This window comes from Pseudomonas sp. TH41 (genome assembly GCF_016650695.1).
GTDB lineage: Bacteria > Pseudomonadota > Gammaproteobacteria > Pseudomonadales > Pseudomonadaceae > Aquipseudomonas.
On the sequence record NZ_JAEKFH010000006.1, the window covers coordinates 344,319 to 368,105 of the forward strand.

At 57.5% G+C, this 23,787-nt stretch carries 20 protein-coding genes; 11 read left to right on the forward strand and 9 right to left on the reverse strand.

Features of this window, described 5'->3' with window-relative positions:
* Positions 1-164: 164 nt before the first annotated feature.
* Both galU and gorA read left to right on the forward strand, forming a co-directional pair.
* On the forward strand, positions 165-1,004 hold the full coding sequence (gene galU, locus JFU37_RS25505) for a UTP--glucose-1-phosphate uridylyltransferase GalU (RefSeq protein WP_201119808.1): 840 nt from the start codon (positions 165-167) through the stop codon (positions 1,002-1,004).
* 131 nt (positions 1,005-1,135) lie between these two features.
* Positions 1,136-2,494 carry a glutathione-disulfide reductase gene (gene gorA, locus JFU37_RS25510; protein WP_201119809.1) on the forward strand — a complete coding sequence of 453 codons (1,359 nt, stop codon included), beginning with the start codon at positions 1,136-1,138 and terminating at the stop codon, positions 2,492-2,494.
* Here gorA and JFU37_RS25515 read toward each other — a convergent pair.
* Positions 2,491-3,510, reverse strand: coding sequence for a DNA-binding protein (locus tag JFU37_RS25515; RefSeq protein ID WP_201119810.1), 1,020 nt, complete (start codon positions 3,508-3,510; stop codon positions 2,491-2,493). The two genes, gorA and JFU37_RS25515, sit on opposite strands and share 4 nt — an antisense overlap.
* A 278-nt stretch (positions 3,511-3,788) precedes the next feature.
* Between JFU37_RS25515 and JFU37_RS25520 the strand changes: the two genes are divergently transcribed.
* The 3 genes from JFU37_RS25520 to ahpF all read left to right on the forward strand — a co-directional run bounded on the left by JFU37_RS25520 (position 3,789) and on the right by ahpF (position 7,309).
* On the forward strand, positions 3,789-4,727 hold the full coding sequence (locus JFU37_RS25520) for a site-specific integrase (protein ID WP_201119811.1): 939 nt from the start codon (positions 3,789-3,791) through the stop codon (positions 4,725-4,727).
* Between the two features lie 314 nt (positions 4,728-5,041).
* Positions 5,042-5,605 carry an alkyl hydroperoxide reductase subunit C gene (gene ahpC, locus JFU37_RS25525; protein WP_010460707.1) on the forward strand — a complete coding sequence of 188 codons (564 nt, stop codon included), beginning with the start codon at positions 5,042-5,044 and terminating at the stop codon, positions 5,603-5,605.
* A 141-nt stretch (positions 5,606-5,746) separates the two neighbouring features.
* Positions 5,747-7,309: an alkyl hydroperoxide reductase subunit F gene (ahpF, locus tag JFU37_RS25530; RefSeq protein ID WP_201119812.1), complete on the forward strand. Its 1,563-nt coding sequence runs from the start codon at positions 5,747-5,749 to the stop codon at positions 7,307-7,309.
* A gap of 291 nt (positions 7,310-7,600) precedes the next feature.
* Here the strand turns inward: ahpF and gloA are convergent, their stop codons facing one another.
* On the reverse strand, positions 7,601-8,122 hold the full coding sequence (gene gloA / locus JFU37_RS25535; protein WP_046054068.1) for a lactoylglutathione lyase: 522 nt from the start codon (positions 8,120-8,122) through the stop codon (positions 7,601-7,603).
* 144 nt (positions 8,123-8,266) lie between these two features.
* On the opposite strand from gloA, the gene JFU37_RS25540 reads away from it, so the two are divergent.
* Positions 8,267-8,791, forward strand: coding sequence for a DUF4946 domain-containing protein (locus JFU37_RS25540; protein WP_201120082.1), 525 nt, complete (start codon positions 8,267-8,269; stop codon positions 8,789-8,791).
* A 175-nt stretch (positions 8,792-8,966) separates the two neighbouring features.
* On the opposite strand, the gene JFU37_RS25545 is transcribed toward JFU37_RS25540, so the two are convergent.
* Positions 8,967-9,332: a histone-like nucleoid-structuring protein, MvaT/MvaU family gene (locus tag JFU37_RS25545; RefSeq protein ID WP_201119813.1), complete on the reverse strand. Its 366-nt coding sequence runs from the start codon at positions 9,330-9,332 to the stop codon at positions 8,967-8,969.
* A gap of 233 nt (positions 9,333-9,565) precedes the next feature.
* Entirely contained in the window at positions 9,566-11,101 is a 1,536-nt protein-coding gene (locus JFU37_RS25550) for an EAL domain-containing protein (RefSeq protein ID WP_201119814.1), read from the reverse strand.
* Positions 11,102-11,501: 400 nt separating this feature from the next.
* Between JFU37_RS25550 and hppD the strand changes: the two genes are divergently transcribed.
* Complete coding sequence (hppD, locus tag JFU37_RS25555; protein WP_201119815.1) at positions 11,502-12,578, forward strand: 4-hydroxyphenylpyruvate dioxygenase; 1,077 nt, start codon at positions 11,502-11,504, stop codon at positions 12,576-12,578.
* A 116-nt stretch (positions 12,579-12,694) separates the two neighbouring features.
* Here hppD and rarD read toward each other — a convergent pair whose 3' ends face one another.
* From rarD to JFU37_RS25570, 3 genes are all read right to left on the reverse strand, one after another.
* Positions 12,695-13,576: an EamA family transporter RarD gene (gene rarD, locus JFU37_RS25560; protein WP_201119816.1), complete on the reverse strand. Its 882-nt coding sequence runs from the start codon at positions 13,574-13,576 to the stop codon at positions 12,695-12,697.
* Positions 13,577-13,759: 183 nt separating this feature from the next.
* Entirely contained in the window at positions 13,760-14,767 is a 1,008-nt protein-coding gene (locus tag JFU37_RS25565; RefSeq protein WP_201119817.1) for an aldo/keto reductase, read from the reverse strand.
* Between the two features lie 169 nt (positions 14,768-14,936).
* Positions 14,937-16,247 carry an MFS transporter gene (locus JFU37_RS25570; protein ID WP_201119818.1) on the reverse strand — a complete coding sequence of 437 codons (1,311 nt, stop codon included), beginning with the start codon at positions 16,245-16,247 and terminating at the stop codon, positions 14,937-14,939.
* A gap of 169 nt (positions 16,248-16,416) precedes the next feature.
* Between JFU37_RS25570 and JFU37_RS25575 the strand changes: the two genes are divergently transcribed.
* Together JFU37_RS25575 and JFU37_RS25580 are read left to right on the forward strand one after the other, a co-directional pair.
* Positions 16,417-17,538, forward strand: a complete 1,122-nt coding sequence (locus JFU37_RS25575; RefSeq protein ID WP_201119819.1) for a sugar diacid recognition domain-containing protein — start codon at positions 16,417-16,419, stop codon at positions 17,536-17,538.
* 226 nt (positions 17,539-17,764) lie between these two features.
* On the forward strand, positions 17,765-18,922 hold the full coding sequence (locus JFU37_RS25580; protein ID WP_201119820.1) for a glycerate kinase: 1,158 nt from the start codon (positions 17,765-17,767) through the stop codon (positions 18,920-18,922).
* A gap of 204 nt (positions 18,923-19,126) precedes the next feature.
* On the opposite strand, the gene JFU37_RS25585 is transcribed toward JFU37_RS25580, so the two are convergent.
* On the reverse strand, positions 19,127-19,486 hold the full coding sequence (locus JFU37_RS25585) for a DUF6124 family protein (protein ID WP_201119821.1): 360 nt from the start codon (positions 19,484-19,486) through the stop codon (positions 19,127-19,129).
* Between the two features lie 697 nt (positions 19,487-20,183).
* On the opposite strand from JFU37_RS25585, the gene JFU37_RS25590 reads away from it, so the two are divergent.
* Complete coding sequence (locus JFU37_RS25590) at positions 20,184-20,792, forward strand: hypothetical protein (protein WP_201119822.1); 609 nt, start codon at positions 20,184-20,186, stop codon at positions 20,790-20,792.
* A 174-nt stretch (positions 20,793-20,966) separates the two neighbouring features.
* On the forward strand, positions 20,967-23,177 hold the full coding sequence (locus tag JFU37_RS25595) for an autotransporter outer membrane beta-barrel domain-containing protein (RefSeq protein WP_201119823.1): 2,211 nt from the start codon (positions 20,967-20,969) through the stop codon (positions 23,175-23,177).
* 96 nt (positions 23,178-23,273) lie between these two features.
* On the opposite strand, the gene JFU37_RS25600 is transcribed toward JFU37_RS25595, so the two are convergent.
* Complete coding sequence (locus tag JFU37_RS25600; RefSeq protein ID WP_242485825.1) at positions 23,274-23,531, reverse strand: LuxR C-terminal-related transcriptional regulator; 258 nt, start codon at positions 23,529-23,531, stop codon at positions 23,274-23,276.
* Positions 23,532-23,787 lie beyond the last annotated feature (256 nt).

Consider the following 23,787-nt stretch of genomic DNA (forward strand, 5'->3'; position numbering starts at 1 on the left):
ACGGTCTGTGCTATCAATAAAGGCGCCGAAGCAATCCGGGGAACTATCCGCAAGAATATTTCTCTATGATGGCATCGGTTAGCCAGTGCGGGGCATTGTAAGGTGCACGCCGCCTGATTAGACTGCGACCGAAACTCGTACACACAGCCCTATCAAGGACTTTTATGATCAAGAAATGCTTGTTCCCAGCAGCCGGTTACGGTACTCGCTTCCTGCCAGCGACTAAAGCCATGCCCAAAGAAATGCTGCCGGTGGTAAACAAGCCACTGATCCAGTACGGCGTCGAAGAAGCACTGGACGCCGGGTTGTCCGAAATCTCCATCGTGACCGGTCGTGGCAAGCGTGCCTTGGAAGACCACTTCGACATCAGCTACGAGCTGGAAAACCAGATCAAGGGCACCGACAAGGAAAAATACCTGGTCGGCATCCGCAAGCTGCTCGACAACTGCTCGTTCTCCTACACCCGCCAGACTGAAATGAAAGGCCTGGGCCACGCGATCCTGACCGGCCGTCCGCTGATCGGCGACGAACCGTTCGCCGTGGTACTGGCGGATGACTTGTGCGTCAACCTCGAAGGCGACGGCGTCCTGACCCAGATGGTCAAGCTGTACAAACAGTACCGTTGCTCGATCATTGCGATCCAGGAAGTCGATCCGCTGGAAACCAACAAGTACGGCGTGATTGCCGGCGACCTGATCGGTGATGACCTCTATCGCGTTCGCAACATGGTCGAGAAACCAGCCCCGGAAGACGCACCGTCGAACCTGGCGATCATCGGTCGTTACATCCTGACACCGGACATCTTCGACCTGATCAAGCAAACCGAGCCAGGCAAGGGCGGCGAAATCCAGATCACCGACGCCTTGATGAAACAGGCGCAAAACGGTTGCGTGATTGCCTACAAATTCAAGGGCAAGCGCTTCGACTGCGGTGGCGCTGAAGGCTACATCGAAGCCACCAACTTCTGCTTCGAGAACTTCTACAAGACTGGCAAAGCCTACTGATAGGGTTTGACCTGCTTGTACTGAAAAAGCCACCTTAGGGTGGCTTTTTCATTTTCCGCCCTCATATCGTCTGCAGCGCTTGCCCAACAGATGTCTGCAGGTATGCTGGTTGCCTGCCGAGGAGATTGAAGATGGCCTACGATTTTGACCTTTATGTGATTGGTGCCGGTTCCGGCGGTGTGCGGGCTGCGCGATTTTCTGCCGGGTTTGGTGCAAAAGTGGCTGTGGCCGAGAGTCGTTACCTGGGCGGTACGTGTGTGAACGTCGGTTGTGTGCCGAAAAAGTTGCTGGTTTACGGTGCGCACTTCGCCGAAGACTTCGAGCAATCTTCTGGTTTTGGCTGGACGCCAGGCGAGGCGAAGTTCGACTGGGCCACGCTGATTGCCAACAAGGACCGCGAGATCAATCGCCTGAATGGCATCTATCGCAACCTGCTGGTCAACAGCGGTGTGACCTTGCATGAAGGCCACGCCAAAATCGTTGATCCGAATACCGTCGAGATCAATGGCGAGCGTTATTCCGCCAAGAACATCCTGATCGCGACCGGCGGCTGGCCGCAGATTCCGCAGATTCCGGGGCATGAGCACGCAATCAGTTCCAATCAAGCGTTCTTCCTGAAAGAACTGCCCAAGCGCGTTCTGGTGGTGGGCGGTGGGTACATCGCCGTCGAATTCGCCGGGATCTTCCACGGCTTGGGCGCTGAGACCACGTTGCTGTATCGCGGTGAGTTGTTCCTGCGCGGCTTCGACGGTGCCGTGCGTAAGCATTTGCAGGAAGAATTGACCAAGCGCGGTATGGACCTGCAATTCAACGCCGACATTGAGCGCATCGACAAGCAGGCCGACGGCAGTTTGAAAGTAACGCTCAAAGACGGTCGCGAGCTGGAGGCGGATTGTGTGTTCTACGCCACTGGCCGGCGTCCGATGCTGGACAATCTCGGGCTGGAAAACACCGGCGTCAAACTCGACAAGAAAGGCTTTGTCGAGGTCGACGAGCAGTATCAAACCGCCGAACCGTCCATTCTGGCGCTTGGCGATGTGATCGGTCGTGTGCAACTCACGCCGGTCGCGCTGGCCGAAGGCATGGCGGTTGCGCGGCGTTTGTTCATGCCTGAGCAATATCGTCCGGTGGATTACAAGATGATCCCGACGGCCGTATTCAGCCTGCCGAACATCGGTACCGTCGGCCTCACCGAAGAAGAGGCGCGCGACGCCGGCCATGACGTAGTGATCTTCGAAAGCCGCTTCCGTCCGATGAAGCTGACCCTGACCGAATGCCAGGAGCGCACGCTGATGAAGCTGGTGGTGGACGCCAAGACCGATAAGGTTCTTGGCTGCCACATGGTCGGGCCGGACGCAGGCGAGATCGTCCAGGGTTTGGCAATTGCCTTGAAGGCCGGCGCCACCAAGCGCGATTTCGACGAAACCATCGGCGTGCATCCGACTGCCGCCGAAGAGTTCGTCACCATGCGGACGCCGGTCGCGGGTTAATCGCCCTTTTTTGGCTCTGATGCGTCTGGCGCTGTCGCAATGACAGCCGCCCGGCGCACGCACTCATCGAGGCTCGCCTGAGTCTTGAGTCGTTCAGTTTCCAGCGTTTTGTTTATCTGCGATTGCTCATCGACGCTCTGCTTCAGCGACTGGCTTTCCAGCAGTGCTGTGCGCAAGCGTTCCTGGAGGAGGGTGCGCTCGTTGTCGATACGATTGACTTGTTCAAGCAGCTGATCCTGGCGGGTGTGAGTCTGCTTGAGCTGTTCCTGCAACAAGCTCAACTCCCGCAGCGTGCCACGGTTTTCGGTCAGCAGGCGCTCATTGTCGCGGTGCAGCTGGGTAATCTCATCCTGGCGCACTAACGCGCTTTGCTGAGCCTGACGCAACTCCATCTGAACCTGTTGCACCTGGCCTTCGTGGCGACGTTGATCCTGCTCGCGCTGGTCTTTGACGGCGTTGCGATAGTGCTCCAGCGCATCGCGCGCATGCAGGTGTTTTTCTTCAAGGGAGCGAATCTGCTCGTCCTTGTCTTGCAAACGTAATTCGAAATCAGCCAGCGCCTGGCTCAGTCCGGCGTTGCGGGTTTGCTCGGTCTGCAAAATGGACAGCGTGTTGTGCAGGGTGTCGGATTCCTGCGTTAGCGCGAGGGTTTGAATTTCGTATTGCTGCTGCAGTTCGGTGTTGGCCTCTTGAGCAACGGCCAGTTGGCGGTCCAGCTCTTTTCGTTGTTGATCGAACTGCGCGCGCGCCTGGTCGATAGGTTCCTGCGCCTGCTCTTTGAGGCGCTGGGCGAGGCGCGAGACCAGTCCCGCCAACTCGTCATCGATGGGTTCGGAGGCCGTATCGGCGGGCTCGGTACCGTCATCCAGCTCCTTCAAATACCGGTGAATGGTGGTTTTCGAGCCGGTATTGCCCATCTCGATCCGTACCGCGTCGATGCTTGGGTTTTCGCCGCGGGCGAGGATTGCCAGGCGTGCGGTTTGAACCACCGCTTTGTTGATGCCGCCACGGGCCATGAGTGCTCCTACGATTTCGTACTGTGGTATGTATCACTATAATACACGATGTGCTACACCTATATAAAATTTAAAATACGTCGAGTATTCATGCGGGATATACTGGTATTACCCCGTGTGATAGCAGTTCCAAAGTGTTTGCCGCGCCATTCCCGTACGCAATCCCTTGTAGGAGCGAGCTCGCTCGCGAAAAACCTGAGAGCGCCGCGGGGTATCAGGCTGGCAGCGTTATCGTTAACGTCCATCGCGAGCAAGCTCGCTCCTACAGGGTCATTCCAATGAGCGATCTGGATCGCTATCTGCAAGCCGCCACGCGCGATAACACCCGTCGCAGCTACAGGGCGGCCATCGAGCATTTCGAAGTCAGCTGGGGCGGTTTTTTGCCGGCCACCGCCGACAGCGTCGCGCGCTATCTGGTGGCCTATGCGGGGGATCTATCGATCAATACGCTGAAGTTGCGCTTGTCGGCATTGGCTCAGTGGCACAACAGCCAAGGGTTTGCCGATCCCACCAAGGCGCCGGTCGTGCGCAAGGTCTTCAAGGGCATTCGCGCACTGCACCCGGTGCAGGAGAAGCAGGCCGAGCCATTGCAGCTGCAGCATCTGGAGCAAGTGGTTGACTGGCTGGAGCAGGAAGCGAACACGGCAAAAGCTGAACATGACCGACCGACTTTGCTGCGGGCCAGGCGCGACACTGCACTGATCCTGCTCGGCTTCTGGCGTGGCTTTCGCAGCGACGAGTTATGCCGCGTACAGATCGAGCATGTACAAGCGGTCGCCGGCTCTGGCATCAGCCTTTATTTGCCGCGCAGTAAGAGCGACCGCGAAAACCTTGGCAAAACGTACCAGACCCCGGCACTACAGCGTCTTTGCCCGGTTCAGGCGTACATCGCCTGGATCAACGAAGCGGCGCTCGTGCGAGGGCCGGTATTTCGTGGCATCGACCGTTGGGGCCACCTGTGCGATGCGGGCCTGCACGCCAACAGCGTCATTCCGTTATTACGCCAGGCGCTGGAGCGCGCAGGCATCCCGGCCGAGCACTACACCAGCCACTCCTTGCGGCGTGGTTTTGCTACCTGGGCGCACCAAAGCGGCTGGGATTTGAAGTCGTTGATGAATTACGTGGGTTGGAAAGACATGAAGTCCGCCATGCGCTATGTCGAAGCCAGCCCGTTTCTCGGGATGTCCCGGGTCGCTGAAAAGCCATTGGCACCCTGAATAACACCGCACGGTTAAGCTGAAATACGCTCTGTAGCAGCTGCCGAAGGCTGCGTTCGGCTGCGCAGCAGTCGTAAACCCTGAGCACACGGATTTCCTGGCAAACCGCGTTGCCTGATTTCACGACTGCTACGCAGCCGAACGCAGCCTTCGGCAGCTGCTACAAAAGCCCGTAGATACCAATTTCTTCTATTAATACAGTCGGCTAATAGCGAAAACAAATCAGCAGCATGAGGTTTGCCAATGAGCCTTCCTTCCGTCGAGTGGGTAGAGTTCTCTCCATCAACTTCTTAACCCCTGACGGAGAGTCAACGATGCCTATCATCAACAGCCAAGTTAAACCGTTCAAAGCTGACGCATTCAAAAATGGCGACTTCGTAAAAGTCTCGGACGCTGACCTGAAAGGCAAGTGGTCTGTCGTTTTCTTCTACCCAGCCGACTTCACCTTCGTTTGCCCAACCGAGCTGGAAGACCTGGCTGATAACTACGACGCGTTCCAGAAACTGGGCGTCGAGATCTACAGCGTTTCCACCGATACCCACTTTGCCCACGCTGCCTGGCACAACACTTCGCCAGCCATCGGCAAAATCCAGTACACCATGATCGGTGACCCGACTCACGCCATCTCCCGCAACTTCGACGTGCTGATCGAAGACGCCGGTCTGGCTGACCGTGGCACCTTCGTGATCAACCCAGAAGGCCAGATCAAAATCGTCGAACTGAACGACGGCGGTGTGGGTCGTGACGCTTCCGAACTGCTGCGCAAAATCAAGGCCGCTCAGTACGTGGCTGCTCACCCAGGCCAGGTTTGCCCAGCCAAGTGGAAAGAAGGCGAAGCCACGCTGGCCCCGTCCCTGGACCTGGTCGGCAAGATCTAAGTCTGTGAGTCGCGCTGCATCAGGGCGGAACGCCGCACCTACTCAGTAAGCTGCACCGCCCTATAAAACGCCCGGGCGAGATTCGCTCGGGCGTTTTTTTATGTCTGCTCTTCATGAAACAAAACAAAGGAAATCGCCCGTATGTTGGACGCCAATCTTAAAACCCAGTTGAAGTCATACCTGGAACGGGTCACCCAGCCGATCGAGATCGTTGCATCCCTCGACGACGGTGCGAAATCCCGGGAAATGCTCGAACTCCTGAAAGACGTTGCCAGTCTTTCCAGCCAAATTACCTTGCTCGACAACGGTGACGACGCGCGCAAGCCATCGTTCTCGATCAATCGCCCGGGTGCCGATATCAGCCTGCGTTTCGCCGGCATCCCAATGGGCCACGAATTCACTTCGCTGGTGCTGGCCTTGCTGCAAGTCGGCGGGCACCCGTCGAAAGCCAGTGTTGAAGTGATCGAACAGATCCGCTCGCTCAAAGGCGAGTTCAGCTTCGAGACATACTTCTCGCTGTCCTGCCAGAACTGCCCGGACGTCGTCCAGGCGCTGAACCTGATGGCGGTGCTGAACCCGAACATCCGCCACGTCGCCATCGACGGCGCGTTGTTCCAGGCTGAAGTCGACCAGCGCCAGATCATGGCCGTGCCGAGTGTTTACCTGAACGGCGTTAACTTCGGCCAGGGCCGCATGGGCCTGGAAGAAATCCTCGCCAGGATCGACACCAGCGGTATCGAGCGTCAGGCTGAGAAGATCAGCGCCAAAGCAGCCTTTGACGTGCTGGTCGTCGGCGGCGGCCCGGCCGGTGCATCGGCAGCGATCTACGCGGCGCGTAAAGGCATTCGCACCGGCGTGGCCGCTGAACGCTTTGGTGGGCAGGTGCTGGATACCATGGCCATCGAGAACTTCATCTCCGTGCAGGAAACCGAAGGGCCGAAACTGGCCGTCGCACTGGAAGAACACGTCAAACAGTACGACGTCGACATCATGAACCTGCAACGCGCCGACAAGCTGGTACCGGGCAAGCAGGGTGAGTTGCACGAAGTCCACTTCGCCAGTGGCGCGACGCTTAAAGCCAAGACTGTGATCCTCGCGACCGGTGCAAGATGGCGTGAAATGAACGTCCCAGGTGAGCAGCTATACCGCAACAAAGGCGTGGCGTACTGCCCGCACTGTGATGGTCCGCTGTTCAAAGGCAAGCGCGTGGCCGTGATTGGCGGCGGTAACTCCGGCGTCGAAGCGGCCATCGACCTGGCCGGCATTGTGTCGCACGTCACGCTGCTGGAATTTGATGTACAGCTGCGCGCCGATGCAGTGCTGCAGCGCAAATTGCACAGCCTGCCGAACGTCACCGTGATCACCCATGCGCAAACCACTGAAGTGACCGGCGACGGGCAGAAGGTCAATGGCTTGCGTTACAAGGATCGCCAGTCCGACGAGTTGCGTCATGTCGAGCTGGAAGGAATCTTCGTGCAGATCGGTCTGCTTCCAAATACCGATTGGCTCAAAGGCACCATCGAGCTGTCGCCTCGCGGCGAGATCATCGTCGATGCCCGCGGTGAAACGTCGATGCCCGGAGTGTTCGCTGCCGGTGACGTGACCACCGTGCCGTACAAGCAGATCGTGATTGCGGTGGGCGAGGGCGCCAAAGCTTCGCTGAGCGCATTCGATTACTTGATCCGGACCTCGGCCCCGGCCTAAACGCCGACGCTAAAAATACAAAACCCCATGAGCGATCATGGGGTTTTTTGTGTGTGCAGTAAAAGATCGCAGTCTTCGGCAGCTCCTACAAAAGCCAGCCGGCCCCCGCCTGAACGCCGACGCTGAAAACACAAAACCCCATGCGTGATCATGGGGTTTTTTGTGTTCTGCCCATTCCCAATGCGGGACTGGCTTTTGTAGGAGCGAGCTTGCTCGCGATAAACCCGAGACCGCCGCAGGGAACCTGCCCTCCAGCGTTATCGTTGGCGACCATCGCGAGCAAGCTCGCTCCTACAGTGGGGCGGGCTGGATGATTTCGACCCAGTAGGCATCCGGGTCCTTGATGAACGCCAGGCTCTTCATGCGTCCGTCATTCAGGCGTTTCTGGAAATCGCAGCCCAGCGCTTCAAAGCGCTCGCACGCGGCGACGATGTCCGGCACCGAAATGCAGATGTGGCCAAAACCGCGCGGGTCGGTGTTGCCGTTGTGGTAGGCGAAATCCGCGTCATTCTCGGTGCCATGGTTGTGGGTCAGTTCGAGAATGCCCGGGATCGATTTCATCCATTCAGTGCGTGCTGCAGCGTCGGCCGGGATCTGGTTTTTATCGACCAGTGCCAGAAAATACAGGCTGAATTCGGCTTCCGGGAAGTCGCGTTTTTCCACCAGCGAGAAACCGAGGATACGCGTGTAAAAGTCCAGGGACTTGGTGATGTCCTTGACCCGCAACATGGTGTGGTTGAAGACGAACTTCTGGGTGGCGGTGTCAGGTTGGGCGGTGACGCCCGGGAAGGTGTTCAATTCGTGCAGGCTCATGGGCCCTCCGGAGAATAATGGGGCTAACGAATGACGACAATGATACGCAAGGGCTCTGACATCACCAAACCGAAAGCGTCGGCTATTGCCTGACGGGCGGGCGAGGCTCAGACTTTACGGCTCAATCCGTGAGTGTTCATTGCAATGATTCGATTGTCCAAATCGCTGTTCGCCCTGATGTGTGTGCTTTCAGGCATCAGCAGTGCTCACGCAGACGCGCCCGTCGTGATATGGCCAGAAGGCTGGGAAGTCGAAGCGGTCGCGCCCGATGACACCAAGCCAGAAGTGTCCCGTCAACGTGCAGTGAAAACCGATCAGGGTGGCACGCCGGTCATGGTGATGGAGTTGACGGTGACTCAGGTCGAGAGTGGGCATCAGGTGAATCTGCAAGGCGTCTTGCTGGAGATGCGCAAGTCGGTGCAAAAAGGCTTTTTTCAAGGCGGCTATCAAAGTGTCTGCAACAAAATTCACGAGACTACCCTGAGTCGCTTATCGGCGCTGGAAACTACCTGCACGATCACTCAGAACGGAAGGCATGTGCTCTCGCAAACATTGGTCGCTGCGGTGGATGCCGATAAGGCCTATGTTCTTTCGTACGCGGGGCAGGCCGAGGCTTATAAGGCAAGTCAGGGCGAAATTGACGCAGCACGTAACAGCTTGAAACTTTAGTTAAAGACTTTCATGGGCGTGGTTTTTCAGCGGGTTCTGAAGTTTTTAGATAGCCAAATGGATTAAGTAGAAAGTTAGTCGGCAAGTAGCGAGTTGATCGGCAGTGCTCGTTGAATTTAGCGGGCGCCCATGAAAAAGCCCTGCATTGGCAGGGCTTTTTTGTCACCGCGAGTGCTTAGCCACGCAGCCAGGAGTCAACGGTAGCTGCACCGTATTGTTCCTTCCAGGCTTTCAGGCCGCGGTGGTTGCCACCCTTGGTTTCAATCAGTTCACCGGTGTGCGGATTCTGATAAACCTTGACCACGCGAGCGCGGCGGGTTTTAGGCGCTGTGGCGTGTTGCAGACCGGATTTTGCCGGGTTCGGATCGAGAATGGCGATGATGTCGCGCAGGCTTTTGCCGTAGGTTTTCATCAGCCCCTGGAGCTTCTCTTCGAATTCGATTTCTTTCTTGAGCCCGGCGTCGTTCTTCAGCGATTCCAGCTGCTTGAGCTGTTCTTGAAGGGCCTTTTCAGCGGCACGAAATTCAGCGAGTCTGGACAATATCTTTACTCCAATAGTGTGTTTGGCTGATACCAACCGCAAACAAAGCTATAAGCCAAGAGCCTTGAAGCGACTCGGTGAGAATGGCTCACCTGCCAATCTAGCGCAGGCATGAAAAATTGTAGTAGTTAATTGGCAAAGAGTAAATCCTGACCTTTTCTTCATGTAACAGTAGTAGTCTTTTGATTCAAATGGGTGCGCCAACTCGTTGTTTCGTCGCTTAAAGTCGCTAGTTAATGGTGGCTTAATGCTGTAATGAACTCTGCGCCGGGCATTGGACGGCCAAAGAGATAACCTTGCAGGAAGTTCACCCCGTGAGCGGTCAGGTAATCACTCTGCTCTTCGGTTTCCACGCCTTCGGCGACGATACCCAGATCGAGTTTGGCGCAGAGTTCGATGATGGTGTCCAGAATGTGCCGGGAGAGGGCGTCGGCACCGATCATGGCGACAAAACTCTGATCGATTTTCAGATAGTCCACGTTGAACTGACGCAGATAACCCAGGCTCGAGTGTCCCGTGCCGAAGTCGTCGATGGCGATCATCACGCCGAGTTCATGAAGCTGCTCGAACAGTTGGTGGCTGATGGCGGTGGGCACGATGAGTTCGCGTTCGGTCAACTCCAATACCAGGTGGATGGAGCCCGGCGCGAAGGCACTCAGGAACTCGCGGCAATCTTCGACCAGTTCAAGGTCTTTGCAGTGACTGGCGGTGATATTGATACCGACATGAAACGGTCCGTCGAACGACGGCGAGAGTGGCCCCAGCAAGGCGGCGGTTTGTCGCATCAAGGAGCGGGTCATCGGCACGATCAGTCCAGAGTGTTCGGCAAACGGGATGAACAGGTCCGGGCTCACCAGGCCTTCCTTCGGGTGATTCCAGCGCATCAGGACTTCGGTCCCCAACCATTTTTTACTGTCACCATGGACCACCGGTTGAAAGTACGGAATGAACTCGGCAGCTTCCAGCGCACGCAGCAGTTCATGGCTCGGCGACGACGAGCTCTTCTGCAGAAAATGCCCGATAAAGCCGGAAACCACTCCAAAAAAAATCAGCAGGCTGAACAGCGGCGGGTACTCACTGCTCATGTAGCGCCAGGTTTCACCTGCGGGAAATCCTGCTGCCACGTTGAAGGCATAACGTGAGGACGTCCGTGTGCTTGGCGCCACCGGGAAGGCGGGCAGGGCCCCTTCGTGGAACGTTGTATCGACGGATAGCCAATGGGGGCCGACTTGCAGTACCAACAATGTGTTGCGGCCGATCAGGCGCAGTACGTTACTCAGGTGATAGCCGTCCAGCGTACTCAGTGCGCCCTGTTTACCTTCACTGAGCCGGTACACCAGCAACGCGGTATCGGGTGTCACCAGGTTGCCCTTCATCAATGACAACTCGCCTTGGGTGTAGTCGCCGGCACTGATTTTTTCCTGATAATCACCAAACAAAGAACTGCAATAAATGGTGTTGTCCCACACCAGGCTGGTCGAACGCACAAACGGACGGCGGGTGACTTGTTCGCGCAAGGCAAGCGTAACGTCGTTGCAGTTCTGGCCGGCCAAGGGCAGCAACTCGCGCGCAGCCTGGGCGTTATTGTCGAGCATCAGGTCGAACTGGCGAATGGCGGCTTCGGCGGTCTGCTCGCTACTGTGTTGGAGCGTGCGTTCTGCTTGCAGGTAGAGAATGGCAAACCCCAGCAGTACCGGGAGTAATCCGCTCAACAGTGTCACCGCAATCCTGATCCTGCGATTGCGGCTGTTTTTGGCGCTCAGTGGCATTAACGAAACCTGTCACGATGAAAGAGGGCTCTCAAATGCTGGCAGGGCGAGTCGCCTTCCAAAAAGAGTTCAGGTATGGGCCATGATAGTTGGCCTTTGACGCCTGTGTTGTTCAAACCCCTTGCGCGGGCAGGGAAAAAGGGGATTTGATACAGAAGACGGACAAATCCATTTACGCTGTGTAGAATCCGGTTACGCATACAATAATAAGTGGCTTCTGGCAGCAGACGTCTCGCCCCCAAGGGCCTTGGATCGACAATGAAGAGTTTTGGGTTCCAATTGATCTACGGTGACTTCCTCGCCCGCAGCGTGCGGGGCATCTCCTGTGCGCCACCCGCCGGTCAGCATTGCTAGTAACTAACGTTCCGTTAATTCTAAAAATGATGATGAGGCGCCAACCATGGCAGATTTATACGAAAACCCAATGGGCCTGATGGGCTTTGAATTCATCGAATTCGCATCGCCGACCCCCAATACCCTGGAGCCGATCTTCGAGATCATGGGCTTCACCAAGGTCGCGACCCACCGCTCCAAAGACGTGCACCTGTATCGCCAGGGTCAGATCAACCTGATCCTCAACAACGAACCGCACAGCGTGGCTTCTTACTTCGCGGCCGAACACGGCCCATCGGTGTGCGGCATGGCGTTTCGGGTCAAGGACTCGCAAAAAGCCTACAAGCGTGCGCTGGAACTCGGCGCCCAGCCGATTCACATCGAAACCGGCCCGATGGAACTGCACCTGCCGGCAATCAAAGGCATCGGCGGTGCGCCGCTGTACCTGATCGACCGTTTCGGCGAAGGCAGCTCGATCTACGACATCGACTTCGTGTTCATCGACGGCGTTGACCGCAATCCAGAAGGCGCGGGCCTGAAGATCATCGATCACCTGACCCACAACGTGTATCGCGGTCGCATGGCCTACTGGGCCAACTTCTACGAGAAGCTGTTCAACTTCCGCGAGATCCGTTACTTCGACATCAAGGGCGAATACACCGGCCTGACCTCCAAGGCCATGACCGCGCCGGATGGCATGATCCGCATCCCGTTGAACGAAGAATCGTCCAAGGGCGCCGGGCAGATCGAAGAATTCCTGATGCAGTTCAACGGTGAGGGCATCCAGCACGTGGCCTTCCTCAGCGATAACCTGCTGGACACCTGGGATCGCCTGAAAAAAATCGGCATGCGCTTCATGACCGCGCCGCCGGACACCTATTACGAAATGCTTGAAGGCCGTTTGCCAAACCATGGCGAGCCGGTCGATCAACTGCAAGCGCGCGGGATTCTGCTGGACGGTTCGTCCGAGTCGGGCGACAAGCGTCTGCTGTTGCAGATCTTCTCGGAAACCCTTATGGGCCCGGTGTTCTTCGAGTTCATTCAGCGTAAAGGCGATGATGGTTTCGGTGAAGGCAACTTCAAGGCACTGTTCGAATCCATCGAACGCGACCAGGTTCGTCGTGGCGTACTCTCGACCGATTAAGCCGAGTCAGCGATAAAACTGTAGGAGCGAGCTTGCTCGCGATGGTGTGTCAGTTGACATCTATTTAGCTGACCCACCATCGCGAGCAAGCTCGCTCCTACGTTGTTTTGAGTAGCTTAAGGCCTGCGTTGCCGCATCAAATGCTTGAACCCTTCAAACATCAACACCAGCACCGCCATCCAGATCGGGATATAGGTCAGCCATTCACCGGGCTTGATACTTTCCCCCAGCAACAGGGCGACGCCGAGCAACAGCACCGGCTCGACATAACTCAGCAGCCCGAACAGGCTGAACGGCAACAGCCGGCTGGCAATGATGTAGACCACCAATGCTGACGCACTGATCACGCCGAGTATCGGGATCAGCAGCGACAACCACGGATGCTGGTCGAACACATTAAAACCTTGTTCGCCACTCTGAACGAACCAGAACGCCACGGGCAGCATCAATGCCATGTCCAGCCATAAGCCACCGAGGTTGTCTGTTGCCAGACGCTTGCGCACGACGAAATAGGTCGGATAGCCAACGCAGACAAGCAAGGTTGCCCAGGAAAAACCACCGACCTGATACAGCTCGTTGATCACGCCCAGGCAGGCGAACACCACGGCGACTTTTTGCAAATAGGAGAGGCGTTCGCCATAGGCGATCCGACCGGTCAGGACCATGGTCAACGGCAACAGAAAATAGCCGAGCGACACATCGAGGCTATACCCGTTGAGCGGTGCCCACATGAACAGCCAGAGTTGCACACCGAGCAGAGCCGCGGAGGCGATCAGGCCGCCGATCAACTTCGGTTGGCCGCCGACCCGGCGCAGTAGATCGACTACACGCCGCCATTCGCCGGAGACCGCCATGAACACCGTCATGCACGGCACGGTGAGCAGCATGCGCCAGCCGTAGATTTCCACGCCGCTCAACGGCGTAAGCAACGAAGTGTAGTAATACATGACGGCAAACAGCACCGAGGCTGTGACCGATAAAGCGATACCTTTAGACAAACTGCCCTCGCGAGGTTGGACGTAAAACGGGCGCAGAGGATACGTGGTTTTCGGGGTGAATATTGACCAACTGATCAACGCCTGCCAACTGTAGGAGGTAGGAGCGAGCTTGCTCGCGATGGTGTGTCAGTTGACAGCTATGTAGCTGACCCACCATCGCAAGCAAGCTCGCTCCTACAGTGGTTAGCGCGGTTTACGGCCGGAGACGAAATGACTCACATCATTGAACCCCGGCGTCGACGCGTGCCCCGGCGTGACCAGCGAATCGATAAACGCCTCGTCCTCGGCCGTGATCTTCACCGCCTGATCCTTAGTGTAGGCATCCCATTGGGCTTCGGTACGCGGCCCGACGATGGCTGAAGTCACCGCGCTGTTGTTCAGCACCCAGGCAATCGCGAATTCGACGATGCCCACGCCACGGCCCTGGGTGTACTGCTGGATTTGCTGGGCAATGCGCAAGGACTCGACGCGCCACTCGGTTTCCAGGATGCGTTTGTCGGCACGTCCTGCGCGACTGTCGGCGTCAGGCTTCACATCCGGCGCGTATTTGCCGCTGAGCACGCCGCGCGCCAGCGGACTGTAAGGCACCACACCGAGGCCATAGTTTTGTGCGGCGCTGATCTGTTCGGCTTCGGCCTGGCGGTTGACGATGTTGTACAGCGGCTGGCTGATCACCGGCCGGTCGACACCCAGTTGGTCGGCCACACGAATGACTTCGGCGATGCGCCAGCCGCGATAGTTCGACAGCCCCCAATAGCGGATTTTGCCTTGGCGAATCAAATCGCCGATCGCTGATACCGTGACCGCAAGCGGCGTGTTGTGGTCTTCGCGGTGCAGGTAATAGATGTCCAGGTAGTCGGTGCCCAGGCGCGTCAGGCTGGCGTCGATGCCATTGAACATATGCTTGCGGCTCAAACCGCTGCGGTTCGGCACGCCGTCCACCGGCCCGAAGCCGACCTTGGTCGCGAGCACCCATTCCTGCCGGCGACTGGCAATCGCCTCTCCGACGATTTCTTCGGAGCGGCCGTTGGTGTAGACGTCTGCGGTGTCGATGAAATTGATGCCCTGGTCCCAGGCCTTGTCGATGATCCGCAGGGAATCTTCGGTACTGGTCTGTTCGCCGAACATCATGGTGCCCAGGGTCAGGGTGGACACCTGCAACCCCGAATGACCCAGCGTGCGGTAGCTCATGAGGAAATCCTTTTGCCGGTTGGAAAGGCTCAATCAAATACCAGAACAACCATGGGGGGCAACCGGATTTATCACTGTAGGAGCGAGCTTGCTCGCGATGGAGTATCAGCCCACACCTATGTGGCAGACATACCATCGCGAGCAAGCTCGCTCCTACAGGGGATTGGTGTCAGGCGCGCAATGTGCGAGTCATCCGCAACGCCAACAGACTCCCACAAACAATCACACCCGCCAGCAAATACAGCGCCGCATCGGTCGACCCGGTGCTGTCCTTGACCCAACCCACCAGGTACGGGCTGAGGAAACCCGCCATTTGCCCCATGGAGTTGATCAACGCCAGACCACCCGCGGCAGCACCGGCACTCAGCAGCGCCGTCGGCACCGGCCAGAACATCGGGAGGCCGGTGAGGGCGCCCATGGTGGCGATGGTCAGGCCGAGAATCGCGATGGCCGGGTGGGCGGCGAAGTTCACTGCGATCAGCAACCCCAGTGCCCCCATCAACATCGGCACCACCAAATGCCAGCGACGTTCTTTGCGCAAGTCCGCCGAGCGACCGACCACCAACATGAATACCGCCGCCAGCAGATACGGAATCGCGCTCAACCAACCAATCACCAGGTTATCGCTGAAGCCCAGGTTCTTGATGATCGAGGGCAGCCAGAAGTTGATCGCATAGACGCCGCTCTGGATGCAGAAATAGATCAAACCGAAAGCCCAGATCGCCGGGTTCTTGAACACGGTGAGTAGCGAGTCGGTGGTGGTTTTCGGTTTGTTGGCCAGATCGATAGCGTGGTCGGCTTCCAGCACCGAGCGCTCGAACGGCGTAAGCCATTTTGCATTGGCGTAACTGTCGCTGAGCAGGAAGTAAGCGAGGGCGCCGAGGATCATCGTCGGAATGCCTTGCAGCAGGAACATCCACTGCCAGCCCGCCAAACCGGCTTGCCCGGCACCGAAGTGGTTGAGGATCCATCCAGAAAACGGGCTGCCGAGCAGGCCTGACACCGGGATCGCCGACATGAACAACGCCATGATCCGGCCACGGCGGAAGGTCGGGAACCACTGCGAGAGATAGAGCACCAGGCCCGGGAAGAATCCGGATTCGGCCGCGCCGGTGAACAGGCGCAAGGTGTAGAACTCGGTCGGCGTGGTGACGAACAGCAGGCAGGTCGAGAGCGAACCCCAGACGATCATCATCAACGCGATCCAGCGGCGCGGGCCGAATCTGGTCAACGCCAGGTTGCTCGGCACACCGCACAGCACGTAGCCAATAAAGAAAATGCCGGCGCCGAGGCCGTACACGGTTTCGCTGAACTTCAGCGCGTCGAGCATCTGCAGTTTGGCAAATCCAACGTTGACCCGGTCGAGGTAGTTGAACAGGTAGCAGATGAAAATGAAGGGGATCAAACGCAGGGTAATGCGCTTGTAGACGGCATTTTTGTCGTCGACGATGGCCTGGGTAGCGGCGGCGCTCTGTGACATGGTGGCTCTCTCTTTATTATGATTTTTTGCGATGCAAAGGGTAACGTTGATCTCCCTGAGAGTCTCGACCACCCTCGGGGCTGCTGTCTTTGTGCCTGAGCACAGGGTTCGCGGCCAAGGCCTGTGCGGGTGAACAACCCGTCCCTCCACGCTTTCAAGGATTACCGCTATGTTCGAACTCGATCACGACCTGGCCCAGGACATCGTCGACCGGGCGATGGCCATCCTGCCGTACAACGTCAACGTCATGGACAGTCAAGGCCTGATCCTCGGGAGCGGCGAACCTGGGCGCGTCAACACCCGGCATGAAGGTGCGCAACTGGTGTTGGCCAACGGTCGCGTGGTGGAAATCGATGCGCAAACGGCGATCCACCTCAAAGGCGTGCAGCCGGGTATCAACCTGCCGCTGATGCTTGATCAACGCTTGATTGGCGTGCTGGGCATTACCGGCGAACCTGAGCAATTGCGCACCTACGCCGAGTTGGTGCGCATGACCGCCGAGATGCTCGTGGCCCAGCGCAATCAACAGGCCGAGCAGCAATGGCGGCGTCAGCGTTGCGATGACTTGCTGGCGTTGCTGCTCAGCGACTCCGGCAGTTCGCCGCGTCTGATCGATGAAGCACAGCAACTGGGCCTTAAGCCACAGATGACGCGAGTGCCGTACCTGTTCGAACTGGGCCTGGAGCACGGACCGGGGCAAACCGTCGAGGCGCTCAGTGCCTGGCTGACGTCGCGCTACCCGGACAGTTGGTGCGTGAGTTCGGCGAAGTCCTCGTTGCTGTGGTGTCGACCCGCCAGCCAGACTGTCGAGAATGATCGGCTACTGGAGAAACTCGACGGCCTCGGCTGGAACATCCTGCGTATTGCCATGGGCGGGCAGGCCGATGGCTTGACCGGTTTGCGCCGTTGCTATCGCCGTGTCGGGGACTTGCTGGCCTATGGGCGCGATGTGTTGCCGCGTTCCCGCTTGCTGACGCTCAACCGCTATCGACTGCCGGTGATGCTCTGGCGGCACCGCAACGACGATGCCCTCGACGAACTGCTCAAGCCGTTGCGCAAAGTCATCGCCAAGGACAGCAACGGCCAACTGCTGGCGACCCTGCGCAGTTGGTGTGAACACGATGGTCAAAGCCAGGCCTGTGCCGACGCGCTGGGGATACATCGCAATAGCTTGCGCTATCGGATGGAGCGGATTGCCGAACTCAGCGGCGTTGATCCATTAAGGCTGGACGGCATGCTCGCGCTCTACCTCGGCGTGCAGCTCCTGCCCCAGACCGACACACCTCCATAATCAAAACACAATCCTCTGTAGGAGCTGCCGAAGGCTGCGATCTTTTGATCTTGATTTTAAAAGCCAGATCAAAAGATCGCAGCCTTCGGCAGCTCCTACAGGGGGGGCGCGTGAATACGGGGTTTTGTGGAAATGAACAATAATCCTCAGTGCCGCTTGTGCAGCGGACCGGCGTTATTGTTAGATCCTGCTGGCAGCATGAGCGCATTGGAACTGGAGAATTCGCATGAAGATCGTCATCGCCCCCGACTCGTTCAAGGACAGTGTCAGCGCTCAAGGCGTAGCAGACGCCATTGCCCTTGGACTCACTGAGGTGTGGCCCGACGCACAACTGATCAAATGCCCGATGGCCGATGGCGGGGAGGGCACCGTCGCGGCGGTGCTGGCGGCTTGCTGTGGTGAACTTCACCGAGCCGAGGTGTGCGGGCCGCTGGGCAAAACGATCAATGCCGCGTGGGGCTGGTTGCCCGACAGCCACACCGCGATCATTGAGATGGCCGAAGCCAGTGGTTTGCAGTTGGTCCCGGTCGACCGCCGCGATGCCTGCATCAGCAGTACATTCGGCACCGGTGAACTGATTCGCGCAGCACTCGATGCCGGAGCGCAACGGGTGATTCTGGCGATTGGCGGCAGTGCCACCAATGACGGTGGCGCCGGGGCAATGCAAGCCTTGGGCGTGAAGCTGCTCGACGCACAGGACCAGGAACTGCAACCTGGCGGCCTGGCGCTTGCGCAACTGGCCCGCATCGAGCTTGGCGATATCGATCCGCGTCTGGCCAAGGTGCAATTCGACATCGCCGCCGACGTCGACAATCCACTGTGCGGCCCCCATGGCGCCTCGGCGATTTTCGGCCCGCAAAAAGGCGCAACATCCAGACAGGTCCAGCAACTGGATCATGCCCTTGGACACTTCGCCGAGCTGTGCGCCCAAGTCCTGAACAAAGACGTGTGCAACGAACCGGGCAGCGGCGCGGCAGGCGGCCTGGGGTTTGCCGCCAAGGCGTTTCTGGGGGCGCAATTCAAGGCCGGCGTCGAAGTGGTTGCAGAACTGGTTGGTCTGGCCGAAGCGGTCAAAAATGCCGATCTGGTGATCACCGGCGAAGGCCGTTTCGATGCACAGACCCTGCGTGGCAAGACACCGTTTGGCGTGGCACGCATCGCTCACGAACACGGCGTGCCCGTCATCGTCATCGCTGGCACCTTGGGTGAGGGCTATCAACAACTGTATGCCCATGGCATCGATGCCGCGTTTGCCCTGGCGAGCGGGCCGATGACACTGGAGCAGGCCTGCGCCGACGCGCCGCGTTTGTTGCAAGAGCGGGCGACAGACATCGCTCGGGTCTGGCGGATGGCCGCCCGCACGGACTCAAGCGCTCGCCCATGAAACGCAAAAGATCGCAACGTTGAGAATGTAGGAGCGAGCTTGCTCCGGGCGGCGTTCCGACGATGAATTCGAAGGCGATGCGTTTTTTCAGGCAGTACGCGTTATCGTTCACGTCCATCGTCGGAACGCCGCCCGGAGCAAGCTCGCTCCTACAGGGGGGCGATTCAAATAATGGAGCTGCCGACCAGCTCCGGCCGAGCGCACCTACTCAGGCGGGTCGACTTGATCCAGTACCCGATTGGCCGTGATCTCCGCCAGCATGATGCTGTTGGAAATGCCCAGCAGGGCGTTGCGCGAACCACCGTCCAGAAGATCCACCAAGTGATGGACCATCACATCGACCGAGGCCAGCGTCTCGACCAGATAAACCATCAGGGTTTCGGTCGTGGCTGCTGGGTCGACGGTGAACAGCGTGCTGGGTGTACGCGGCGTGGCTTTGATGTCGGCAGTCGAAGGGAAGTGAAAGTCGAGGGCGCGTTCGGCAGCCTCGTTGAGTTTGTTTGAATCGGGTTCGTACGGGGAAACCGGATCGGTGTCTGGCGGGTTGGGTGAAGGTTTAATCATATTTCGTGCTCCAAACATGTGGAGCCGTCACCGAATCGCTGCTAAACGAATGGTGGCAGCTGTGCGCAGGTTAGCAGACCGGGGAGACACGAAACCGGCGCGCCCGAGGGCGCCCTGCGCACAGCTACCATGAAGTGCAGGCAACGAAATGACCTGACTGTTTGGAATGCAAATGCGCTTCGTGTCACCACGGGCTGCTAAACCCGATCACTGATGGTCAGTGACACGAATCAAGTTACCGGGCGACCCCAAGGCGCACAAGCCGGCGGATTCTGGCGTAACCGTAGGCAATGACGCAAGGTCTTGTAGCTTTCATGAAGTAACCCTGAGCGGTTTTAAACAAACGCTCTGCGGCGATGTTGAAACAGCGAATTCACGCGGCCTAAACGGAAGAACTGTCGCCCTGCGGTGGATTTTCTATCGGACCGACAGGCTTGAAACTTTGTTTTGTTTGTACTGGCCTCATCGCGAGCAAGCTCGGCTCCTACAGGGTTTTGCGCAATTTCTGTGGGGCTGTACAGATTTCCACCTGTCAACTCTGACAGTTTCGCAGTGTCTGAAAAAAGTGCTTACTTCGCTCCAACGTAGAACGGCGGGATGCAAATGGGTAGTGCCCGGTGGTCATCGGTCTGCATTTCAAACCTGGATGCCATGGCATGTTCCATGGCTGAACGTTGCGAAAACGGAGAGCGATAACATGGCAGGTTCAGACAAAAAAGAACAAAAGCTTGCGTCAAGCGAGTCCGCCTTGGGCGGCGCCGAGGTATTGGTGGTTCAGGACCCGGACGTGTCTCATTTTGTGATGCCCGGTAATCCGCAAGAGCCGGATCCCCGGACTTCCGTGAAGATCGAGTTCCTGACCTTCACCTTGCCAGAGGCTGAACCGTTGTGGACCAATCCAATGGGAATCTTGTGGTGCAACTCATTGCGTTGGAATGCAGGCCAAACAACGTTTGGCGTCGAATACAAAATCCCTCCGAGCAAACTCCTGAAGGAGGGCGATGAGGTCAAAGTCAGCTGGAACGCCTACACGGACTTTGACAACCCGGTGCTGGTGCCCGCAGCGACAAAAGAAGCGACGTTCAGCAATATCACCAAAGAGCAGGCAGAAAACGGGATTGTCTGGCTCATCGAGCCCTACGTCACTCACATCCTTCCCACGTATACGAAACCTGCGCCGATTGGCAAAGGCGAAGTGACGTACACCATTACTGGAAAACCAGCGACACAGTCACCCACTAATACGGAGGTTGGCATGTTCGTGGGCGAAGGGAGCTGCAACATTCCACCACCACCCAACCCTTGAGCGGGGGCTAGGCCAGTAACGCCATACGGGAAACGAGTGTCCCACGGGCACGCGTTTCCCGTGACGGCCGACTTTGGTTGTAGGGAGAAGTCTTTCGGATAAGTCCTACATCCGAACCAGGCGCCGTTCTATAGCCTGCGCGGCTTTCAATCATCGCTCGCCAATGGTGCCGTCATGCCCACTGTTCAATCGTTAAAGTTGCATCCGCTGTCTCGTGCCTTGAAGTTGCTCTCGGTCGCGCCCTTCTTGATGTTCTGTGAACAGGGTTATGCCCTGGTGCTTAACCCTGGGCAAGTTCTCGACATTGACGGCACCACGGCGCCCGATAAGTACGTGTTGAATGGCGAGTCGACCCTGAATGCCATTGGCGCGAAAGCCCGTGATATTCAGGTCTTCGATTCGACCCTTAACCTCACCACCACTACCGTAACGGCAACCGGTGCCAATGGCGTTCACTTGTCCGGCGGCAAGGCCAACATCGCAGCGCAAAGCTTTATCACAAGCGACCGCACCGGCCTCGTTCTCAGTCGCGATGTTAAGACGAATAAAGGCTCCAGCGCGACCGTGAAGGACAGCACTATCAATGGTGCCGCAGCCGGCGCTTCGGTCAATGGCCTAAGCGACTTGACCTTGGTGAACACCAAGCTCAACGGCACGGGCGTTTTCGGTGTAGGTCTACTTCTGTTCAATGGCACTGCCAAGGCTACCGACAGTACGATTACTGGCGCCGTGCATGGGATCGAAATCAATGGCGATCCGAGCGTCAATGCCCCGAGTACTCTGGAACTGAACCACACCGAGGTCATTGGCCTCAATGGTTCGGCGATCGTTGTCGACACTTCAGGTCTGGGGCCGGCCAAGGCCAATATCGCAGTGCTCAATGGCTCAACACTGGTGGCCAGCAATGGCATTCTTATGGACGTCCGAGAAGGCGCCGAAGGCAACTTGCGGGTGAACAATAGCGCGCTCATCGGCGATATCGTCGTGGATGGCACGAGCGTCGCCAAGGTAACGTTGGAAAACTTCGCGACCCTGACGGGTCACTTGCAGAATGTGCAAAATCTGGCGGTCAATAGCGATGCCCGGTGGGTAATGGTGGGTGACGGCCAGGTTGGAAATCTCACCCTCGATGGCGGTGGCGTTCAATTTGGCAATCCGGGCCAATTCTTCAAGTTGTCGGTAGATAGCCTGTCGGGTGCTGGCGGCACCTTCTATATGCACAACAACTTCAGCACCGGCCAGGTCGATACGCTGACGGTTGCCGGGAACGCCAGCGGGAAGCATTTGATTGCGCTCGACAGCAGTGGCTCGGAACCGTTGACGGCCACCACCTCTACACCTGTGGTGCATATCGGTTCCGGCGATGCTCAATTCGCGCTGAAGGGGGGGGAAGTGGATCTCGGGACCTTCTCCTACGACCTGATCAAGCAAGGCAATAACGACTGGTATTTGAACACCGCAACCAAGGTGATCAGCCCAGGCACTCAAGCGGTTCTGGCCTTGTTCAATACCGCACCGACCGTTTGGTATGGCGAGCTCAGCACTTTGCGCAGTCGCATGGGCGAAGTGCGCATGGACCACGGCAAGGCCGGTGGCTGGATTCGCGCCTACGGTAACAAGTTTGACGTCAGCGCCAGCTCGGGGGTGGATTACAAGCAAACCCAGCAGGGCTTTTCGTTCGGTGCCGATGCGCCGTTGCCTATGGGTGACGGGCAGTGGCTGGTGGGTTTGTTGGGTGGTTACAGCAAGTCCGACCTGGACTTGAACCGCGGCAGCAGCGGTACCGTTGACAGCTATTACCTGGGGGCCTACACCACCTGGCTGGATGAGCAGAGCGGCTACTACTTCGATGGCGTGCTCAAGTTCAACCGTTTCCAGAATGAGTCCGACGTGAACCTGAGTGACGGCAAAAAAACCAAGGGTGATTACGACAACAATGGTGTCGGTGCATCCCTTGAGGTGGGTCGCCATATCAAGCTGGCTGATGATTATTTCGTCGAACCCTTTACCCAGCTGTCGGGGGTGATCATTGAGGGCAAGGACTACGACCTGGATAACGGTCTTTCGGCCGAAGGCAGTCGCATGCGCTCTTTGCTGGGTAAAGCGGGTGCAACTGCCGGTCGTAACTTCAATCTGGGTGAAGGCAAGGTCGTGCAGCCCTATATACGCGCTGCCTATGTGCATGAGTTCGCCAAGAACAATGAAGTGAAGGTCAACAACAACGTATTCAACAATGACCTTTCCGGCTCTCGTGGCGAATTGGGCGTCGGTGTGGCCATGACGCTGACCGACAAGGTCTCGATTCATGCCGATTTCGATTACAGCAACGGCGACAAGATCGAACAGCCGTGGGGTGCCAACGTGGGCGTGCGTTTTCTCTGGTAGTTGCGTTCGCCAATGAAGCGGATTACGCCGGTTTTGGGGCCGGCGCAATTCGCAACCCGACGTTAGATGTTCATCAAAGTTTGCGGGCACATCGGCTCAGGTGTGTCCGATATTCCTCGACGGAGAACAGGCGATGTCATCAAACAAGTTATTGGAGAAGTGATAATTCACCCCCGCCTCGGTGCAGTTGAAGATCCGGCCAATTTCCCAGGAAAACTTGCCAGCGGCGCTCCACAGCAGCACTTCTTTCTCTCTAGCGGTCAGGATTATCGTCGTGGGTGGTTCGGGCTCCCCGTGCTGGAGTTGATTCGATGCGGCGGACGAATTGGCCGGGGCTGAATGGGTACGGTACATATCGGGGTCTCCCATTTGTCATCAATGATCGCGTGGGCACGGTAGAAACGTCCTACTTCACAGTGCTGTTCGCCGTGCAGGTGGCGGTAGGTTCGATTTATTTATATCGCGATTGAAAGATCCCGGAACCTGTCACATATGACAGTTGACCCTCCCTCTCTCCCTAACCCGTTGAAATTTTGCTGAAATTAAATGCCATGCTGGCGCGTTTGATGATTTGAGATAGGGTTGAGTCAGGAACTCGCGCGACTGGAGA

Excerpts from the sequence above, each read along its gene's own strand:
- JFU37_RS25590 (WP_201119822.1), top strand. The coding sequence starts at position 20,184 with ATGGCAGGTTCAGACAAAAAAGAACAAAAGCTTGCGTCAAGCGAGTCC.
- gorA (WP_201119809.1), top strand. The coding sequence starts at position 1,136 with ATGGCCTACGATTTTGACCTTTATGTGATTGGTGCCGGTTCCGGCGGT.
- JFU37_RS25550 (WP_201119814.1), bottom strand. The coding sequence starts at position 11,101 with ATGCCACTGAGCGCCAAAAACAGCCGCAATCGCAGGATCAGGATTGCG.
- galU (WP_201119808.1), top strand. The coding sequence starts at position 165 with ATGATCAAGAAATGCTTGTTCCCAGCAGCCGGTTACGGTACTCGCTTC.
- hppD (WP_201119815.1), top strand. The coding sequence starts at position 11,502 with ATGGCAGATTTATACGAAAACCCAATGGGCCTGATGGGCTTTGAATTC.
- JFU37_RS25565 (WP_201119817.1), bottom strand. The coding sequence starts at position 14,767 with ATGAGCTACCGCACGCTGGGTCATTCGGGGTTGCAGGTGTCCACCCTG.
- JFU37_RS25540 (WP_201120082.1), top strand. The coding sequence starts at position 8,267 with ATGATTCGATTGTCCAAATCGCTGTTCGCCCTGATGTGTGTGCTTTCA.
- ahpF (WP_201119812.1), top strand. The coding sequence starts at position 5,747 with ATGTTGGACGCCAATCTTAAAACCCAGTTGAAGTCATACCTGGAACGG.
- ahpC (WP_010460707.1), top strand. The coding sequence starts at position 5,042 with ATGCCTATCATCAACAGCCAAGTTAAACCGTTCAAAGCTGACGCATTC.
- JFU37_RS25580 (WP_201119820.1), top strand. The coding sequence starts at position 17,765 with ATGAAGATCGTCATCGCCCCCGACTCGTTCAAGGACAGTGTCAGCGCT.
- JFU37_RS25585 (WP_201119821.1), bottom strand. The coding sequence starts at position 19,486 with ATGATTAAACCTTCACCCAACCCGCCAGACACCGATCCGGTTTCCCCG.
- JFU37_RS25515 (WP_201119810.1), bottom strand. The coding sequence starts at position 3,510 with ATGGCCCGTGGCGGCATCAACAAAGCGGTGGTTCAAACCGCACGCCTG.
- JFU37_RS25520 (WP_201119811.1), top strand. The coding sequence starts at position 3,789 with ATGAGCGATCTGGATCGCTATCTGCAAGCCGCCACGCGCGATAACACC.
- JFU37_RS25575 (WP_201119819.1), top strand. The coding sequence starts at position 16,417 with ATGTTCGAACTCGATCACGACCTGGCCCAGGACATCGTCGACCGGGCG.
- JFU37_RS25600 (WP_242485825.1), bottom strand. The coding sequence starts at position 23,531 with ATGTACCGTACCCATTCAGCCCCGGCCAATTCGTCCGCCGCATCGAAT.
- JFU37_RS25570 (WP_201119818.1), bottom strand. The coding sequence starts at position 16,247 with ATGTCACAGAGCGCCGCCGCTACCCAGGCCATCGTCGACGACAAAAAT.
- JFU37_RS25595 (WP_201119823.1), top strand. The coding sequence starts at position 20,967 with ATGCCCACTGTTCAATCGTTAAAGTTGCATCCGCTGTCTCGTGCCTTG.
- gloA (WP_046054068.1), bottom strand. The coding sequence starts at position 8,122 with ATGAGCCTGCACGAATTGAACACCTTCCCGGGCGTCACCGCCCAACCT.